Origin of the sequence: Thermogymnomonas acidicola JCM 13583 (assembly GCF_001316105.1) — an archaeon.
GTDB lineage: Archaea > Thermoplasmatota > Thermoplasmata > Thermoplasmatales > Thermoplasmataceae > Thermogymnomonas > Thermogymnomonas acidicola.
This window is the reverse complement of record NZ_BBCP01000003.1, coordinates 108,494-126,933: the sequence shown is the minus strand read 5'-3', so window position 1 is coordinate 126,933 and position 18,440 is coordinate 108,494. Positions and strand designations below refer to the sequence as shown.

11 protein-coding genes and 12 pseudogenes are annotated in these 18,440 nt (G+C 56.8%); 14 read left to right on the top strand and 9 right to left on the bottom strand.

Annotated features, from left to right (window positions below):
- Positions 1–8: 8 nt before the first annotated feature.
- From JCM13583_RS13795 to JCM13583_RS03790, 6 genes and pseudogenes are all read left to right on the top strand, one after another.
- Positions 9–203, top strand: a complete 195-nt coding sequence (locus JCM13583_RS13795) for a hypothetical protein (RefSeq protein ID WP_171823414.1) — start codon at positions 9–11, stop codon at positions 201–203.
- Complete coding sequence (locus JCM13583_RS03810) at positions 146–901, top strand: deoxyribonuclease IV (protein ID WP_162509338.1); 756 nt, start codon at positions 146–148, stop codon at positions 899–901. The genes JCM13583_RS13795 and JCM13583_RS03810 overlap by 58 nt, the downstream gene beginning before the upstream one ends.
- Positions 891–1,073 (top strand): DUF1015 family protein, encoded by a 183-nt coding sequence (locus JCM13583_RS03805; protein WP_075056751.1) that lies wholly within the window; start codon positions 891–893, stop codon positions 1,071–1,073. Before JCM13583_RS03810 ends, JCM13583_RS03805 begins: the two co-directional genes overlap by 11 nt.
- Positions 1,070–1,825: a DUF1015 domain-containing protein gene (locus JCM13583_RS03800; RefSeq protein ID WP_162509337.1), complete on the top strand. Its 756-nt coding sequence runs from the start codon at positions 1,070–1,072 to the stop codon at positions 1,823–1,825. Before JCM13583_RS03805 ends, JCM13583_RS03800 begins: the two co-directional genes overlap by 4 nt.
- 5 nt (positions 1,826–1,830) lie before the next feature.
- Entirely contained in the window at positions 1,831–2,109 is a 279-nt protein-coding gene (locus tag JCM13583_RS03795; protein ID WP_075056749.1) for a DUF1015 family protein, read from the top strand.
- Between the two features lie 139 nt (positions 2,110–2,248).
- Positions 2,249–2,901, top strand: a pseudogene (locus JCM13583_RS03790) (helix-turn-helix domain-containing protein).
- Here the strand turns inward: JCM13583_RS03790 and ftsY are convergent.
- The 3 genes and pseudogenes from ftsY to pgk all read right to left on the bottom strand — a co-directional run bounded on the left by ftsY (position 2,890) and on the right by pgk (position 5,443).
- A pseudogene (gene ftsY, locus JCM13583_RS03785) lies at positions 2,890–3,780 on the bottom strand (signal recognition particle-docking protein FtsY). The pseudogenes JCM13583_RS03790 and ftsY overlap by 12 nt on opposite strands.
- 52 nt (positions 3,781–3,832) lie before the next feature.
- Complete coding sequence (gene pfdA, locus JCM13583_RS03780) at positions 3,833–4,189, bottom strand: prefoldin subunit alpha (RefSeq protein WP_162509336.1); 357 nt, start codon at positions 4,187–4,189, stop codon at positions 3,833–3,835.
- A 2-nt stretch (positions 4,190–4,191) separates the two neighbouring features.
- A pseudogene (pgk, locus tag JCM13583_RS03775) lies at positions 4,192–5,443 on the bottom strand (phosphoglycerate kinase).
- A 169-nt stretch (positions 5,444–5,612) separates the two neighbouring features.
- Between pgk and JCM13583_RS03770 the strand changes: the two are divergent.
- Complete coding sequence (locus JCM13583_RS03770; protein ID WP_075056790.1) at positions 5,613–6,347, top strand: NTP transferase domain-containing protein; 735 nt, start codon at positions 5,613–5,615, stop codon at positions 6,345–6,347.
- On the opposite strand, the pseudogene JCM13583_RS03765 reads toward JCM13583_RS03770, so the two are convergent.
- Positions 6,314–7,535, bottom strand: a pseudogene (locus JCM13583_RS03765) (GDP-mannose 4,6-dehydratase). The gene JCM13583_RS03770 and the pseudogene JCM13583_RS03765 sit on opposite strands and share 34 nt — an antisense overlap.
- A gap of 113 nt (positions 7,536–7,648) precedes the next feature.
- Here JCM13583_RS03765 and JCM13583_RS03760 point away from each other — a divergent pair.
- Positions 7,649–8,253: pseudogene (locus JCM13583_RS03760) on the top strand (MarC family protein).
- 8 nt (positions 8,254–8,261) lie between these two features.
- Here JCM13583_RS03760 and JCM13583_RS03755 read toward each other — a convergent pair.
- The gene (locus JCM13583_RS03755) at positions 8,262–8,888 is read right to left on the bottom strand and encodes an ArsR family transcriptional regulator (RefSeq protein WP_075056747.1); all 627 of its coding nucleotides are present in this window, start codon (positions 8,886–8,888) and stop codon (positions 8,262–8,264) included.
- 148 nt (positions 8,889–9,036) lie between these two features.
- Here JCM13583_RS03755 and sufC point away from each other — a divergent pair.
- The 6 genes and pseudogenes from sufC (at position 9,037) to JCM13583_RS03725 (ending at position 14,353) form a co-directional block, all read left to right on the top strand.
- Positions 9,037–9,790: pseudogene (gene sufC / locus JCM13583_RS03750) on the top strand (Fe-S cluster assembly ATPase SufC).
- Positions 9,791–11,243: pseudogene (gene sufB / locus JCM13583_RS03745) on the top strand (Fe-S cluster assembly protein SufB).
- 3 nt (positions 11,244–11,246) lie between these two features.
- Positions 11,247–12,494 carry a SufD family Fe-S cluster assembly protein gene (locus tag JCM13583_RS03740; RefSeq protein ID WP_075056746.1) on the top strand — a complete coding sequence of 416 codons (1,248 nt, stop codon included), beginning with the start codon at positions 11,247–11,249 and terminating at the stop codon, positions 12,492–12,494.
- Positions 12,487–13,757: pseudogene (sufS, locus tag JCM13583_RS13790) on the top strand (SufS family cysteine desulfurase). The gene JCM13583_RS03740 and the pseudogene sufS overlap by 8 nt, the downstream one beginning before the upstream one ends.
- Positions 13,754–14,137 carry an iron-sulfur cluster assembly scaffold protein gene (locus JCM13583_RS03730; protein WP_075056745.1) on the top strand — a complete coding sequence of 128 codons (384 nt, stop codon included), beginning with the start codon at positions 13,754–13,756 and terminating at the stop codon, positions 14,135–14,137. Before sufS ends, JCM13583_RS03730 begins: the two are co-directional and overlap by 4 nt.
- A complete protein-coding gene (locus JCM13583_RS03725; RefSeq protein WP_075056744.1) occupies positions 14,138–14,353 on the top strand; it encodes a ferredoxin in 216 nt (71 codons plus the stop codon).
- Here JCM13583_RS03725 and JCM13583_RS03720 read toward each other — a convergent pair.
- From JCM13583_RS03720 to JCM13583_RS12015, 4 pseudogenes are all read right to left on the bottom strand, one after another.
- A pseudogene (locus JCM13583_RS03720) lies at positions 14,350–15,831 on the bottom strand (glycine--tRNA ligase). The gene JCM13583_RS03725 and the pseudogene JCM13583_RS03720 sit on opposite strands and share 4 nt — an antisense overlap.
- Positions 15,821–16,677: pseudogene (locus JCM13583_RS03715) on the bottom strand (CBS domain-containing protein). Before JCM13583_RS03715 ends, JCM13583_RS03720 begins: the two co-directional pseudogenes overlap by 11 nt.
- Positions 16,678–17,020: 343 nt before the next feature.
- Positions 17,021–17,615, bottom strand: a pseudogene (locus tag JCM13583_RS12020) (MFS transporter).
- Positions 17,573–18,332: pseudogene (locus JCM13583_RS12015) on the bottom strand (MFS transporter). The pseudogenes JCM13583_RS12020 and JCM13583_RS12015 overlap by 43 nt, the downstream one beginning before the upstream one ends.
- Positions 18,333–18,440 lie beyond the last annotated feature (108 nt).

Here is an 18,440-nt window from a genome sequence, read left to right as displayed (position 1 = left end):
AGATTGACGTGGCTCGCAGTGTGACCGATTCGATCCTCCTCGGCGGGCACGTCTCCACGGCAGGGGGGCTAAGCACTGCCCCCCCGGAGAGGGCCTCGAGGTTCTCGTTCAGGACTTTCCAGATCTTCTCGAAGAACCAGAGGCAGTGGAAGAGCAAGCCCCCCTTGAAGATAGCGACGTCTCTGCCTTCAGAGAGGGCGTGAGGAGCATGGGCATGAAGGGCGTCATGGTCCACGCTTCCTACCTCCTGAACCTTGGCTCCCCCCCAGATCCGGACCTCAGGGCCAAGGTCCTGGATTCATTTGCAGATGAGTGCAGGCGGGTGGCCCAGATAGGTGCGGAGTTCCTTACATTCCATCCGGGCTCATCCAGGGGGGGCACGTCTGTGGAGAAGGCCATAGGCCTCATCGCGGAGGCCATCGACGCCAGCGTGCCAGAGGGCTTCAGTGCCCACATCCTCATAGAGACATCTGCAGGCCAGGGAAATTCAGTGGGCCACACGTTTGAGCAGCTGGCCCAGATAATCGACAGTTCCTCCAGGAAGGAGGTACTGGGCATATGCTTCGACACCTGCCACGTGTGGGCAGCAGGTTACGATATAAGGAGCAGGGAGGGCTACATGGAGACCATGGACCAGTTCAAGAGCGAAGTGGGCCTCCAGAGGCTCATGGGCTTCCACCTGAACGACTCGAAGCAGGGGGGGCGCGGGAGCAGGGTCGATAGGCATGAGCAGATAGGCCAGGGAACACTTGGCCTCGAGGGGGGGATATCGAACTTCGTGAACGACAGGAGGTTCTCCGACATACCCATGATCCTGGAGACGCCACTGGGGGGGAGGAAGGATACGGGATGGATATTGAGGCCATACAGGGCGTGCTCAGTGATCCGGAATGAGGATTGAGCCTTTCAGGCCCCCCCTGGTCTTCAGGGACATCGGCAGTGCGGTCACATCGCCACCATTCGACACGATCTCTCCGGAGCAGGAGAGGCAGCTGAAATCAAATCCCCCCCACAACATATCTCACCTCACGCTTCCTGGCCCTGACGGCCCGGGGAGTCTGCGAGGCTCCTGAGGGAGTGGATAAGGGAGGGCGTACTTGTAAGGATGGCCAGCGATGCCGTCATTGTGCTGCAGCAGTCCTTCAGGATGGGCCACGAAAGGATATCCAGGACGGGCGTGATATGCAACGTTGAGGTCTTCCCGGACAGGGGCGACATAATACCGCATGAGAGGACATTCGAATGGGCAGTACAGGAGAGGCTCAGGGTAATGGAGGCCACTGGGAGCCATCTGGAACCCATATTCCTCACCGTCCAGAACAGGAACCTTGAGAGGGTGCTGCGCAGGGCAATGCAGGCGTCTGACCCAAGGGAGTTCGAGGAACCCATTGGGGGGGTTATGAATTCAGTCCACTTCGTGACCGATGCTGACATGATCAGGGAGATCCAGGAGACGCTGAAACATGACAGGGCTGTGGTCGCAGACGGGCACCACAGGCTGGAGGCCACACGCAGGCTCGCGGCCAGGGCCGGCACAGGCTGCGGGTCTTTCTGGTCAAGGGTGATGGCCTACGTGACCACAATATATGACAGGGGGGGCCTCCTCATATCGGGCATACACAGGGTCATAGTTGACGCAGGGCCGTTTTCGCAGTACAGGAAGAGGATGTCGGACTTCTTCAGGATGGGCACGGAGGGTAGCGTGCAGAGGCAGGACATAATGTACGTTTATGACGGCCAGTTCCACTCACTTGAGCCTACACCGGCAGCCCTGCAGATAATCGAATCCCTGGGGGGGAGCAGGCAACTCCCATTGAGCTGCTGAGCCAGGTGATAATGAAGAGGGTGCTCTCCATAGATGAGGAAAGGCAGCCCGGGGGGGCTGTGCGCTACACCCATGACCTCTCGGCAGCAATATCAAGCGTGGACAGCAAGAGGGCCTCCTTCTCAATCATAATGCCACCATGGAACAAGGAGCAGTTCATGGCCGTCGTATCGTCAGGCCACCTGCTCCCGCAGAAGTCCACCTACTTCTACCCCAAGATACCGTCAGGCATTGCGATAAACGGGCCGCAGGAAGCCGACACACTGAGGTGCGGCCTCCCATAGACCTCCAGTTGGGTCCAGCCATTTCCATGGCCTGCGTGTTGGAATCGTCAAAAGACGATTCTGCATACGGCAAATTTTTAAATAATAAAGCTCTTAGCGATCCGTGGAGCTCGAGGAGAAAATAGCCGGAGAAATAACGATGTCCGACAACCCGGGCAAGACCATAAAGAAGTGGAGGGAAGAGTTCAGGATCTCGCAGCTGGAGCTTTCGGAATACCTCAAGATCACGCCATCGGTGATAAGCGACTATGAGAAGGGCAGGAGGAAGTCGCCGGGTGTCGCATCCATCAGGAAGATAGTTAACGCCCTCATAGAGATAGACAAGGCCAGGGGGGGAGGCCCGGTGATAAGGCGGTACAGCACAGGAGTGCCCTCCGACGCCCTGATAGACATAAAGGACTACAACCATGACATAAGCCTGGAGAGGGTCATGAGGCTCATAAGCGGAACCAACTGCTCCTCCGTGGGCCTCAACAGGTACATCAGGGGGGGATACACGATCCTGGACGGGGGGGTCAAGGCCATACTCTCCTTCTCATACTCGGAATACTCAAAAATATACGGCTGGTCAAGCCAGAGGATCATATTCTTCACAGGCGTCAAGATGGGGGGGAGGAGCCCAATGATTGCCATAAGGGTGCACCCACTCAAGCCGCAGCGGTTGTCTACATCCAGCCTGACAGGGTGGACGAACTGGCAATAAAGCTGGCCAACATAGAGAACATACCCCCCCTTCTCAACACAGACCTGGACGTCAAGACAGTGTCGCAGATAATGTCGTCACTCAGGTGACGGCACTATCCTGTTCGCGTACCACACAGGGTCAAAGGGCATGAGGTCGTCCATGCCCTGTCCCACGCCTAGATAGTATATGGGCTTGCCGACCTCCTCTGCGACCGTTATGACAGCACCGCCGCGTGCGTCTGTATCCAGCTTGGTCAGTATCACGCCGTCGAATCCCACAGCCTCTGCGAAGGCCCTGGCCTGGTTCACTGCGTCCTGGCCAACGACGGCGTCTATGACCAGGAGGGTGAGGTCTGGCTTTGCCACCCTCTTTATCTTCTTCATCTCGTCCATCAGGTTCCTGTTGGTCTGCATCCTCCCTGCAGAATCTATGAGCACGAAGTCTATGCCCCCTGGAAGCAGCGTGCTCTATTGCGTCGTAGGCCACCGCAGCCGGGTCACCGCCAGAGCTGTGCTTTATGACGCTGACGCCCACCTGCTCCCCCCCAGTATCGCTATCTGCTCTATGGCACCTGCCCTGAACGTGTCCCCTGCGGCTATCACGACCCTCCTGCCGCTCTTCTTGATGAGGTGCGCCATCTTGCCTATGGTCGTTGTCTTCCCTGTGCCGTTTATGCCTAGGAAGAGGATCACGTATGGCTTCTTGGCCTGCTCCATTATGTCCACCGGTGGCCTGGCGCCCTGGAGCATCTCGACAACGACGGAACGCAGGGCCTCCCTGAGGTCGTTCATGCCGACCTTGCGGCCCATGGCCCTGACCCTTTCCTCCATCCTCTTCACGATCTTCTCCGCCGTCTCCAGAGAGACGTCTGCCTCGAGGAGGATCTCCAGGATCTTCTCCTCCACCTCTGCCCTCTTGACTACCTCCTCGCTGCCACCGCCCCGGCCGAAGAGTGCTGCAAACTTCTTCCTGAGGCCATCAAACATCTCTATCTACCCTGAGCGGATGCCTGCACAAGGGCCAGGAGGTTGTTGTACCTTATCGTGAGCTCATCCCTCTGGGCGTAAAGCTGCCCAGGCTGTCCTTTACCTCCTCCTCGTTGCTTTTCAGCCTCTTCACGGCGTCCTCTGCGCTCTCCTGTATGTACGTGTCAGAGCCTATGGGCACCATGACCTTTTCCTCAAGGTTGAGCTTAGCGTCCACATATATCCCGGCACCTATGGATACGCGCAGGCTCTTCGATGACCTGAGGCTGGCATCCTCAAGGATCGACCTTGCCCTGATCATGTCTTCCAGCGCCCTGCTGAGTACCTGTATCTGTGCCTCCGTTGTGTCTATGAGGCCCTTGATGTACTGTATCTGCTCTGCCACATCGACTTGCTCTTCCCCGGCCATGTTCACCTACCCTTGAAAATTGCACGGCTCTCCTTGAGCGCTTCCAGTACTGGCATTTTCTCACCGGATAAATAGCTTATCAGTGCGCCACCACCCGTGGACGCATGTGTTATCCTGTTGATTGCGCCCAGCTTTTCCAGAGCGCTCAGTGTGTGCCCACCACCTGCCACGGTTATGCCGTCGCTGGAGGCAACAGCCCTGAAGACCTCGAAGGTGCCGGCGGAGTACTCCTCTATCTCGTACATTCCCATGGGGGCCGTTCATGAAGATGCCCCCCCTTGCGGATGCAACCATCTCGGAGTACTGCACTATTGTATCCACGCCTATGTCTGCCAGGATCTGGTCATCGGGCACCGGTTCCGTCAGTATGTGCCTCTTCCCTGAGGGGCTCAGGACACCGTCCACGGGCATCACGATCCTGTCGCCGTAGTCCCTAAGGAGCGAGCGGCAGGTCTCGAGGAGCTCCTCATAGTTCTTGTTGTTTTTCTTTATGAACTCCATGTTCTTCTTCCCTATGTGCCTGCCGGCCGCCCAGAGGAAAGCGTTTGCGACCACGCCGCCGGTGATGACCCTGTCAACGAGGCCTGACCTGAGGAACGACCTCGCCACCTTTATGGAATCGTCGATCTTCGCGCCTGCCAGTATGGCGTACTTTGGCCTGTCCCTGCTCCTCAGGAACCTGTCGAGCATGGACACCTCCCTCTGGATCAGCCTCCCCGCAACGTTTGGCCTGATCCTCCTGAAGCCAACAAGCGAGGTCTGTGCCCTGTGTATGGCCGGAAAGGCGTCTATCACATAATAGTCGAAGAGCTTCGAGAGGTTCTGCACGATATGGGTCCTCTCCATGACCTCGATATCCTCTGTATCAAGGTTGGCCTCCTCCGAATAGAACCTGGTGTTCTCGAGCATGATTATGTCTCCGTCGGACATAGAGAGGACTTCCCTGCTCACCCTCTCTCCGAATAGCTCGTCGATGAACTGTACCCTCCGGCCGAGAACCCTCTGCATCTCCATGGCATGCTGCCTCAGCGAGGTGAAGTCCTCCTTCCCAGGTCTGCTCTGGTGCCTACAAGGACAACCTTGGAGTGCCTTAGGAGGTTTACAGTCTCCACATGGGAGCGGAACCTCGAGGAACCTATGATCTCGCCGGTTATGGGGGTTGATGGGTGAGTTAATGTCCAGCCTGACGTATACCCGCCTGCCATCGAACTCGTAGTCGTCCATGGTGAGGAACTGGCCATCGTAACCTTCCATGCTACCTTGATCTCACGGTTCGATTATAAAGATAGCCACATGGGGCACCACCTATCATAGTGAAATGGCCTCCGCAAAACCTCCCATCCACTTGGTGCCAGGGAAAGTGCTTCTCCAATGCCGCCAGGCACATGCTATTTTTAGGTCGTGCCCCCCCATGACGGGAAGCATGTACGGCCTGGTGACCGCGGCTGGCCTCGGGACACGCTCTGGCCTTGACGGTAAGCTCAGGAAGGAACTCCTCCCGGTGTACGACAGGAGGGATGGCAGGCTCGTCCTCAGGCCCATGATCGACTGCGTCATAACGAGGATGCTCCAGGTGGGTTGTGAGCACGTTGTCTGCGTCCTCGATCCCAACGATACGTGCACAGAGAGCTACGTGAGCAGGAACTTCCCCCCCGAGTGCGAAATAGTGTTCCAGAGGGAAAAGACAGGTTACGGGGAGGCTGTCAGGATAGGCCTCTCCAGGGTGAAGGGAAGCAAGTTCCTCCTGAACGCGGGCGACGGCATCCTCCTGAAAACTAGATCCCTGGCATCACTGATGGAGGCAGGCTCAAGGGCTGACATGGCCCTGTGCCTCATGGAGGTGGACGACCCGAGGAGGTACGGGGTTGCGGTTGTGGATGGCGAAAGGGTGACGGGTGTGGAGGAAAAGCCGCACACCCCCCCAAAGAGCAAACTGGCCATGTGCGCTGTCTATGTCCTGCCCACATCAATAAGGTCGAAGCTTGCGGGAAGGCAGGAGCTCACCCCCCCTGCAATTGACGAGGCCATACGCGGGGGCCTGGCTTGCACATACGTCAGAGTGGAAAGGGAGGACTGGGCAAGTGTTGGCACAAAGGAGAGCTACCTTGATGTGCTCAGGAGGAGCTACGATTCCTCCACCACCTTCTCCCCCCCCTGAACCAGGCCCCCCCTGCTCTCCTTCCAGAACGTCCTGGGCTCTATGACCTCCCTCATCGAGAGTATCTTGTCCCTGAACTGTGATAGGTCCTGGAGCATGAGCTCAACCTCATCCCTCAGCTCCTTCGTCCTCCTGAAGCCCAGCTTCTTCAGGTTCTCATGGATAGGGTTGTAGTAGTGCTCCTCCTTCTCCACCCTGGGGTTCTCGACGTGCTTTATTTCCGCAATGCCTCCGAACTCCTCCTCATAAACTTCCTTCACGATTGTGGCGAGCTTGAGGACGGAGTAGTGCTCGTCAAACTGGTTGAACACCCTGTACTCTCCCCCCCTGTCCGGGGGGGGTTCTCCGCTAGGAGGGTCAGGCACTGCACGCTGTCTTCAAGGGATATGAACCCTCTGGTCTGCCCGCCTTTGCCGTAGGGCGTTATAGGCAGGTTTGCAATTGCCTGCGCGCAGAACCTGTTGAGGGCGGTGCCGAACACCTCGTCCACATCAAACCTTGTGTAGAGGCCAGTTTCGACAATCTCTGGCGTCCTCGTGCCGTATACGACCCCCCCTGCATCACATCGGTCACTGAGAGGTTCCACACCTTGCTCGCGAACATGAGGTTGTTAGAGTCGTGCACTTTTGTCCAGTGGTACCAGGAACTGGCGAACTTGGGGAACGGCAGGTAGTCCCTCCTTCCATTGTATTCAACCTCGAAGAAACCCTCAGGTATGTCTATGTTGGGGGTGCCGTATTCACCCATTGTCCCCCCCATCTTCAGTATGTGGGCCTCAGGCACGATGTCCTTCACCGCGTATATCAGGTTCAGGGTGCTCACGATGTTCTTCACCATGGTCTCGGTCGCCTGCTTGAGGCCAATCATGGAGTACGGTGCAGACCTCTGCTCCGCAAGGTGCACGATGACATCTGGCCTGCTGGCCTCAACAACGTCGTACATGAACTTGGCATCGCTCACGTCACCCCCCCTGAAGAATGTGACCTGCTTCTGCATCCTGGCGTGCAGCTTCTTGTTCCTTATGCTGAAGGCTCAATCGGCAGCACGGAATCTGAATGTACCTCCTTCACACGCCTCCTGGTAAAGAAACTGTCCACACCGTATACCATGTGCCCCCCTTTTCAGGAGCCTCAGTGCGAGGGGGGGCCAGCCTATGTAACCGTCAACACCGAGTATCAGGACGTTCATGATGAAACTCCATTCATTACTAATTTAAAATGTTTTATCTCTAAACCTTTAGGTACATAAGTTTTTGCGATTATCTGGGAACATTTAATCCTAACCAGCGATAACTCCCGGACATGGCATCCCCCACCATAGAGTTCCTGAAGGTGTTCATACCGCTGTTCGTCGTTATCGACGTTCGGGAGTCTCGTCATATTTGTAGCCGTGACAGGTACACTGAGCGCGGAAAAGAAGGAGAGCGTGAGCCGTGAGGCCTCACTCTACGGTGCCGCCATCCTCGTGTTCTTCGCGCTTGTGGGTGTACATAATCTACTTCTTCGGCATATCAATAGCAGCACTTGAGATCTCTGGCGGCCTGATACTACTGATAATGGGGATAGAGATGGTGAGGGAGGGAGACAAACCGCCATCGGCTGGCGGCAGCTCAGTGGAGGACGTCGGTATAGTACCACTGGCCACGCCCATGCTTGCTGGCCCTGGTGCCATCTCCCTCGTCATAATCCTCATGAAGGGCTCTGTGGTGACCAAGGCCTTCACCCTGGTTTCCATCGTCATACTGTTCGCACTCGTCTACCTGTTTTTCCACTACTCTGTGCGGATAGCCACCATGATGGGCCCGAGGCTCATTAAGGCGATAACCAGGATATTCGGACTCCTTGTGGCGGGTTTCGCCATACAGTACATGATAGATGCGCTTATACTCTTACAGGTCCTGAAGTAATGGGCTGCTCATAGGTCGATCTCGACAACGCACCTCTTTCCGCCGTCAGAGAAGGTCTCGCTTATCCTCGCCTTGCTGCTCAGGCCCTTGGATATTACCTCCCTCTCTAGGGAACTGCATATGAACCTGTTGCTCGCCTTCGCCAGTTCGTAAAAGATGCAGTTGTGCCTCACTATCCTGACGCAGTCCTCGCCTATCTCCAGCCTGGCGTAGTAGCCAAGCCTGTTGAGCATCGAGACGAACTCTCCGAGTTTTCTGATCTTGCCCTCCCTGGTCGTCCCCCCCTCATCCAGGTTGCCGCTCCACCCGACGCTCTCAACAAGCCTGTCCGCCATCCTTGAGAGTATGGCGTTGAGCCTTTCCTGCCCCCCCAGCTCCCTCTCGACCTCCTGGAGCAGGAGCGCAGAAAACTCAGCATACCTCTTGGGGAAGAGCTCCATTCCCTTCTCTGTTAATTCATAGAACTTGCCTGGCCTTCCGGAGCTCTGGTGTTTGAAGTAGGACCTTATGTAGCCTTTCTTCTCAAGCGTCTCCAGGTGTTCCTTCACTGCTGTCTTGTTTATTCCCAGGAGTTCCGATAGGGAGCCTGCGCTCCTCTCTGAGGTGCTCAGCTCCCTCAGTATCTCGGCCTTCACAGGCCGAACAGCGTAGTTAGCGAATCCTCGAATCCCTGGTTGTCCATTTACATGGAATGTATACAAACTTTGTATTTATACTTTGGTCACTTTAGACATTTCAAAGTGTTTAAATATGTTAACTGATGCTCTATTTGGTGCTATCAAGATGAGCGAACTGATCATCAGGGATCTCAGGGCGACCGTGGAAAACAAAGAGATCCTCAAGGGAGTTAACCTGACAGTGAGGGGGGGTGGCGAGATACACGCACTCATGGGGGGGCCAACGGGGGGGCCGGCAAGACCACCCTCGGCAGCGTGCTGATCGGTCACCCGAGCTACCAGGTGACTGGGGGGGGCAGATACTGCTGGACGGGAAGGACATAACTTACGCAACGCCCGAGGAGAGGGCAAGGGCAGGCCTCTTCCTGGCATTCCAGAACCCCATATCGATTCCGGGCGTCAAGATATCAACGTTCCTTAGGACCGCATTCAAGCAGCTGCACCCAGAGGACAAGACCGGTGTGAACGAGTTCTTTGACAACGTGAAGAAACACCTGAAGAAGGTCGGCCTAGACGAGAGCTTCCTCTCAAGGGCCGTGAACGACGGCTTCTCCGGAGGCGAGAGGAAGAGGTTCGAGATATTGCAGATGATAATACTGAGGCCCAAGATAGTGGTGCTTGACGAGATCGACTCGGGCCTGGACGTTGATGCCCTCAAGCTGGTGGCCGATGAGATAAGGGAGTACTACAGCCAGGACGTGGGCTTCCTGATCATCACTCACTACCAGAGGATACTGAAGAACATCGAACCTGAGTTCGTTCACGTGCTTATAGATGGAAGGATCGTGAAGGATGGCGATAAAGAGCTCTCCCTCAAGATCGAGGAAGAGGGTTATGACTGGTTGAGGAGTGTGGCGTAAATGGAAGTTGAAGTGTCAAAGGAGGAGCAGATCGAGAGGCTGCTGGAGGAACTGAAGAGCATAAAGGGCGCTGACTGGGAGTTCAGCGATCCCGTGAAGCCTGTTTACTCTACGGGCAGGGGGGGCCTGACAAGGAAGGTGGTAGAGGAGATATCGGAGATAAAGAAGGAGCCGGACTGGATGAGGAGGCTCAGGCTGAAGGCCTTTGAAATCTTCCAGTCCAAGCCCGTGCCCACCTGGGGGGGTCCAGACCTCTCGGGCATCGACTGGGACAACATAGAGTACTATTCGAAGCCGGATGACAGGAAGGTGAACAACTGGGACGAGGTGCCAGAGCAGATAAAGGAGACGTTCAGGAAGCTCGGTATACCGGAGATGGAGCAGAAGTACCTGGCGGGCTCAGTGGCACAGTACGACAGTGAGGGCGTCTACCACCACCTGAAGAAGACCTGGGAGGAGAAGGGCGTCGTCTTCATGGACCTAGACTCGGCCGTGAAGAAGTACCCTGACCTTGTGAAGGACTACTTCTGCAAGGCTGTCCCGTTCACGGACAACAAGTTCGCCGCACTGAACGGTGCAGTCTGGTCCGGTGGCTCATTCCTCTACGTTCCCAAGGGTGTGCACATAGACCTGCCACTCCAGACTTACTTCAGGATGAACGGCGAGTCCACGGGCCAGTTCGAGCACACGATTGTTATCGTGGACGAGGGCGCCTCCGCTCACTACATAGAGGGGTGCACTGCACCCAGGTACGAGAGGAACTCGCTACACAGCGCCATAGTTGAGATATACGCAAAGAAGTACTCGAAGGTGAGGTACACGAGCGTCCAGAACTGGTCCAAGAGCGTCTACAACATGCCTACGAAGAGGGCATGGGTCGACGAGGGCGCACAGATGGAGTGGGTCGGCGGCTCCCTTGGCTCCAAAGTCACAATGATATACCCGTCATCGTACCTGAGGGGGCCCGTACTCAAGCACGCACAACCTCAACATCTCCCTTGCAGGCCCTGGCACCGTGAAGGACACGGGCGCGAAGGCCCTCCACCTGGCCCCATACACCAGTTCGAGGATAGTGGCCAAGAGCATAAGCATAGAGGACGGTAAGGCCATATACAGGGGCCTGCTGAGGATGAACAAGGGTGCTGTCTACTCCAAGGCACACGTGCAGTGCGATGCGCTCCTGATAAACGACGAGAGCACTTCCTACACCTTCCCGCACGATGAGATCTACGAGCCAACGGCTACATTTGCGCACGAGGCCACGGTGGGCAGGATAGGCACGGAGGAGCTCACCTACCTGAGGTCCAGGGGGGGCCTCAGCGAGGACGAGGCAAGCTCCATGATAGTGCTGGGCTTCCTTGACGACGTCATGAAGGAAATACCCATGGAGTTTGCTGTGGAGATGAACAGGCTCATAAAGCTGGAGATGAACAAGCTGGGCGCAGTGGGATGAGACATGGATAACTACCTGGACACACTGAAGACAAGGCTCAACGACAGTGCATATGAGTACAGGAGGGATGCCTTCCTGGCCTTCCTCAGGGCCCCCCCGGTGAGGGACTACAAGGAGAGCCCGACGGTAAAGGACTACGTTGAGATAGGGAAGAGGGAGGTCGAGGCACTGGTCTACCAGGACGCCTCATCGTCCCAGCTATCCACTGCGACCCGTGAGGACGGTGAGGACGCGGCCCTGTACGGCCTGAACTTCTCAGTGGGGAAGGTGCAGCCCGGGGGGGTCATCATAACGGACATGCGCGGTGCCATGGAGGAGCACCTGGAGACGCTGAGGGCAAAGGTCTTTGACAAGTTCGGGGGGGACGACAAGATCGAGTTCCTGATCAACTCTGCCTGGCAGAACGGCTACTTCATAGAGGTGGCCGACGGCGCCACTGCGCAGGTCGACATACACGTCGAATGGGACTCACGCATCTCGTATGCACTGAAGAATGTGGTCATAGTGGGCAGGGACGCGAACCTGAGGCTCTTTGAGCATGACATGAGCACAGGCCAGGGCGACGGTGTACACGGCAAGACCATATACTTCATAATGGGGGGGCAGGGCTCCAAGGTGGAGTTCAACTACCTCCAAGAGAAGGAGAAGACGACAACGGACATCACATACGTGAAGTCGTTCCAGGACAGGTACTCTGCCTTCAATATCTACCACATCAACTACGGTTCAGCCAAGGTGCTCTTCAGCAACGAGTCCCAGCAGGCAGGCGACTACAGCGACTTCAGGGTCAACGGGATAAGCTTCAGCGCAGGCACCCAGAAGATGGACATCAGGGACAGCAGTTTCCAGCTCGGTATAGGGTCCACATCTGACATACAGGTGAGGGGCGTAGTTTCAGGGCAGAGCGTGACAATACACAGGGGGAACGTTGACCTGGAGGAGGTGGCAAAGAAGTCCTCGGGTTTCTACGACTCCAAGATACTCCTCCTCTCCAAGGAGGGCTATGCAAACTCCAAGCCAGGCCTCATGATAAAGAACAACGACACCAGGTCCAAGCATGCCTCTGCCATCAGCAGCCTTGACGAGGAGCAGGTCTTCTACCTGAGGTCCAGGGGGGGCATACCTGCGGGGGGGGAGGCCAAGAGCATGGTGGCTGAGGGCTTCATAGCCTCAGTGGCCGACAGGGCAAGCCACCCCAGGTTCAGGAGCGCAGTGGAGAGGTTCGTGAAGGAACTGGATATAAATGCTTGATGTCGCAAGGATCAAGCAGGACTTCCCGATTTTTCAGAACAACCCGAACCTCGTATACCTGGACAGCGCAGCAACCACACAGAAACCAAGGCAGGTAATAAATGCGGTCAGGGAATTTTACGAGAACTACTGCAGTAACGTCCACCGCGGCATATACAGGCTCAGTGAGAGGGCCACGGAAGAGTTCATGGGCGCAAGGGAAAAGGTGGCCCGCTTCATAGGGGCTGAGGAGAACGAGATCGTCTTCACGAGGAACGCGACGGAATCCCTGAACCTCCTGGCCTATACCCTTTCTCGCTCGCTCTCTCCCGGGGACGAGATCCTCCTGACTGTGATGGAACACCACTCCAACATAGTGCCGTGGCAGCTCGTATCCGGCGGTAGGTTCAGGATAAGGTATGTGGATATAGACGGGCATGGCCTCCTGGACATGGAGGACCTCAAGAGCAAGCTGAACAGGAGGACAAAGGTGGTGAGCGTCACGCATGTGTCCAACGTCCTGGGCACTATAAACGACCTTCAGGAGATATCAAAGATGGCGCACGAGAACGGTTCAGTATTCATAGTGGACGGTGCCAGGGTGTGCCACACATGCCCGTGGACGTCTCGAGGATCGACTGCGACTTCATGGCCTTCTCTGGCCACAAGATGCTCGGGCCCAACGGTTCAGGTGTGCTTTACGGGAAGTACGAGATGCTGAGGTCTCTCCCTCCATTCCTGGGCGGAGGCGAGATGATACAGACCGTCAGCACTGAGCAATCAACGTTCCTTGACCCTCCCCTGAGGTTCGAGGCTGGCACGCCCGACGTGGAGGCTGCAATAGGCCTGGGCGCCGCAGTGGACTACCTTGAAAGGATAGGGATGGCTAACGTGAGGGAACACGAAAGGGGGGGCCTCATGAGGTATGTGCTGGAAAGGGAAGGGGGGGACCTCGGCCTGGCGTCGCTGGTTTCCTACGGCCCGAGGGATGTGGAGCGCAGGGGGGAGGGGGGGTTTACACATTCAACCTTGGGGGGGAGATCCCGCCTCTGGACTCAGGCAAGGAGATAGCGTTGGGAAAGGCGATACACCCCCATGACGTCGCGTCATCCCTGGACAGGCATAACGTCGCGGTCAGGTCGGGCCACCACTGCGCGATGCCCCCTGATACACCGCCTTGGTCTTGTGGCGGCATCAAGGGCGTCATTCTATATATACAATGACAGGAGTGACGTGGATGCCCTCTTCGAGGCCATAGAGAGGGCAATGGAGGTGTACGGATGAGGGATGAGGATGAGGCCATCGAGATAATACTGGACCACTACCGCTCCCCGCACAACTACGGGGGGGAGATCGAGAGCCCGGATGACCAGATACTTGAGTACAACCCGGTGTGCGGAGATGCGGTGAGGCTGACGGTCAGGTTCCAGGGTGACGTTCTCTCAGATATAAAGTTCGTGGGCCGCGGCTGTTCCATAAGCCAGGCCTCCGCGTCCATACTCACGGATACAGTGAAGGGGGGGAAGACAGTGTCAGAAATATCAAGGATCACTGAGGAAGATATTTTAAGAAACCTCGGCGTTTCCCTTGGGCCAAACAGGGAGAAGTGTGCCCTCCTGGCCTACAATGCCCTCCAGAAGATAATCAGGAGGAGGAAAGGCTGAATGGTCAAGTACAGGATAAGGATCGACAGGGAGAAGTGCATGTCTGATGCCATATGCACCGCGATATGCCCGCAGTTCTTCTACATGGACGACGAGGGCAAGGCGGCGGTGAGCAGGGAAGTCGTGCAGGAGAGCGAACTGGGCTGTGTCATGGAAGCCAGCAAGTCCTGCCCGGCGGGCATCATAAGTGTCGAGAGGGAGGGGGGGCAGGCCTAGACTGCCTCCCTGCTCTTCCAAAGCCCTTCAAGGAAAGATAGGAGGTCGCTGCTCTCAAGCAAGTCCTTTGCCTGCACCCTCACCTGCTCCGCGGTGTCCCTGAACCTCACAGTCACGCTGTCGTCCTCCAGCGTCTGGTAGTCCACAGTTATGCAGAAAGGCGTACCTATCTCGTCCTGCCTGGCGTACCTCTTCCCAATGGAGCCGCTCTCGTCGTAGTATATGTAAGGGTCCTTCGCCTGCAGTGATTCGAAAAGCTGCCTCGACCTCTCCTCAAGCCCCCTTCTTCTGGAGGGGGGGAAGACAGCTGCGTGGTACGGCGCCACGTGGGGGGGCGGGAGGCGCAGCACCCTGAAGCCGTTGCTCCTGGTGTAGAGGGAGGTCATGAGCACTGCCATGAAGATCCTGTCGATCCCGTATGACGGCTCCACAACGCAAGGCAGGATCTCCCTGCCGTCCACGGTTACCGTTAGGGGGGGCTGCCCGGAGAACTGCTGGTGCCTGCTGAGGTCGTACGTGCCCCCCCTGTCAGCTATCCCAACCACCTCAATCCACTCGTCATCAAGGTTGGCCTCAGCGTCCCAGCTGTCGCTGGCGTAGTGGGCCAGCTCCTCCTTCTCGTGCTGCCTGAACCTGATCTTCCCCCCTTTTCTATGCCCACGGATGTGAGGATCCTGTGGGTCTTGAGTATGAAGTATGCCAGGGCCTTGTTCTTCACTATGCCTGTTTCGAATGCATCCCTTGGCGTTGCCCTCACTGGCCTACCTGTGTTGGGGGGGACGAAGAGGATCTCCTCATAATCCGGTATCTCCTTCCACTCCTTCCTCTCTGGATCGAGGAAGACCTCCACCTCGCCCTGGGTGAACTCCCTCATCCTTATGAGGCCCTGCCTTGGCGATATCTCGTTCCTGAAGCCCTTGCCAAGCTGTGCGGCCGCCATCGGGAGCCTGTTCCTGGCCACGTTGTTCAGGAGCCTGAAGTTCACGAAGATGCCCTGTGCGGTCTCAGGCCTCAGGTACAGGGTTTCCTCCTTCCCCTGAACTGGGAACATGAGGTTGAAGTCGTAGGCTTCCCTCAGCCTGGCACCGCACTCCGGGCACTTCACCTCCACAGAGGTGAGGACGCCGTTTGCCTCCTCAACGTTCAGTGGCACCTTTCCTATGCCGTTCCTCTTCAGCACGCTCTCCAGCTTGAACTTGCTCCTGCACGAGGGACACTCCACAGCCAGGTCACTAAACCTGTCTATGTGGCCCGATGCCTTGAACACAGGCTGCGGTGCGAGGACAGGCGTGTCTATGAACACGGCCCCCCTCTCTCATATACTCCTCCTTCCAGACCCTGACGATGTTGTCCCTCATGAGGACGCCCAGCGGGCCGTAATCGTAGAAACCCCCCCTTGTACCGCCGTAAACAGAAAAGGAAGGCCAGAAGAAGCCCCCCCGCCTCTTCGCCAGTTCTATGACTTCCTCATATATCATTGAAGACACCCATTATGTCTATATCGTAGAGCATGCCTGCCAGCCTCTCGCTGCTCTCCAGGACGGGGAGCTGGTTGTAGTTCCCCCTCCATCATGATCTTCGCTGCATGTGAGAGGGAATCGTTCACATAGACCACCTTCGGGTCCTTCACCATGATCTCCTTGGCAGGTATCTTGGGGAGTGACACATGAGTTCTCTCTATCACGTACGTGACAACGTTCCTGATCCCCCCCGTCCAGGACCAGGGGTCCTCATCGTCTGCTATGCCGGATTCTGTTGGAGTCCTGGTGCTCTTCAGGTCCACGTGGTCGAATATGTCTCTGTCAGTTATGAGGCTCACAAAGTCCCCCCCGTTCTCATCGACCACCGGGCACGCATATGTCTTGGATACCCTGAATATCGTTGGCAGGACGCTGATCGGCGTGTTCTCCCATATGGGGGAACGCCGTCCTCCTTATGACGTCCTTTACCTTGACGCCCGAGAACCTCTCAACCACTATTTTCATGAAGTTCTGCGGCGTCAGCATGCCGACAACCTCGTTATCCCTGTTCGTCACAGTCAGGTGCCTCCTTCCCTGCCTGAAGAGCTCCCTTGCCGCGGTCTCAATGCTGTCATCCTCCAGGACGGTGTTTGCCCTCCTCATGACCATGGCAGTCTGGCTCTCGTTAGGGTGCTCGAATATGTCCCTCCTGCTTATCACGCCTGCGTATTTTCCTCTCTGGTCCACCAGCGGCAGGCCGGTTATGTTGTTCCTTATCAGGACGCTCACTACCTCCTGTATGTTGCTAGGCACCCGGTACCTGATCGGATCCCTTGTCATTATGTCCCTGACCCTTACCTCCATCGTTCACACCCTTTCCAGAAAGACGTGCATGGACATGCACCAGCCCTCACACGGCCCACCCCCCCGCCCCCCCTGGGGGTCCCTGCCTGCCAGGGAGGCCCAGACCCCCCCTCTCACCGCACATGAGGTTCCGCCGCGGGGAACACTCTCTCAGCGGCCACTCTGGAATATATATATTCCAGTTGGCCTTCTCTCCGCAGGCCGCAGTACCCCCCCATGCCCCCCCAGCGAGTTCTGACCAGGAGCTTTTGGCCCAGGTTTGGGAAATACTATGGTTTCTGTGTTATAAAGCCTTTCCATGGTGCACCACTGTCCCGTAAGCCTGCGGTAGGCCCCCGAGGGTTCAGAGTTTTGCGTTGACGTCCATGCTCTGCACTATCTTTTCCAGGCTCTTCCTCTTCGTCTCCGGCGCGAGCGCTATGGCTATCACCAGCCCGACCAGGGAGAAGAATGCGAATACCTCCAGGGAGCTGAACACGCTGAAGTAGGGGGAAAAGTACAACGCCCATTATCGCACCTATCCTTGATATGGCTGTGGAGGTTCCCTGGACTGTGGACCTGACGCTTGTCGGGAACAGCTCCGCCGGGTAGAAGAGGGTGACGGCCCCCCCAACCCACTGCTCGAACAGGACAAACAGGAAGAAGAAGGGTATGAGTTTCAGCGGCCCGCTTATCCTGACGAATGAGCCCAGGAAGAGCAGGACTGTCATGACAAGGAATCCCACTATGGTCAGGTACCTCCGCCCTATGTTCTCTGCGAGGCCGAAGGCGACCACGTAACCTACAATCGCGCCCACTGCTATTATCATGCCGCCCTCGGCTATGAGCCTGATGTGCCTGTCGAAGCCCAGCTCGCTCAGTATTACAGGTGAGTAGAAGCCTATTCCGTATGCAGCTACGTCGAAGAAGAACCAGGCCGTGAAGACGAAGAAGGCCATGAGTGCGTACCTGCCCCCCTCATTATCTCGCTCAGCTTGCTCCTCTGCGGCCTCCCGTTGGCTATGCTCAGACCCCCCCTGCTGCCCGTTATCCTCTCTATGGACTCCTCAGCCTCCCTGTACCTGCCCCCCCTGGATACCAGCCACCTGGGGGCTCTCCGGTATGCGCAGGCGCAGGAGTATGATAGGTATTGCCATCAGGCCGCCTATCACGAAGGTGTACCTCCAGAAGTCGGTGAACGGGGGGGCGAAGGCGTAGTTCATGGCGGACGCCATCAGGGAGCCCACCCAGTAGAGGCCAACCATGCCGATCAGCAGGCTGCCCCTGTTCCGTACTGGCGCGAACTCGGAGAGCATGGTGGAACTTATCGGGTAGTCACCGCCTATTCCCACGCCGAGTAACAGGCGTGAAACGAAGAGCATGTAGAAGTTGACGGATAGGCCCGAGAGTATGGCGAAAACGACGAACAGAATGAGGTCCATCCCGAAAACTACCTTCCTGCCGAACCTGTCCGCGAACCAGCAACAGGGGGGGCGACCTATGGCCATGCCCACAAATGAAGACACATTCACAAGCACGTGCTCTGTGAGCGTGAGCGATAGCTGGGCCGGGATCACGAGCATGGCGAGCGTTATTATGGACAGGTCGTAGCCATCCAGGAACAGCCCCCCCATAGAGGAGAGTATGAACAGGCCCCCCCTGTGTGTGGACGTCATCCTGGAGTTGTCAAGCACCTCAAAACCTTCCAGCTCAATCACCTCTCTCAAGTCAGGGACCGGCCATTAAACAGGCACGGTTACAAGCAGGCACTGTTTTAACTCCAC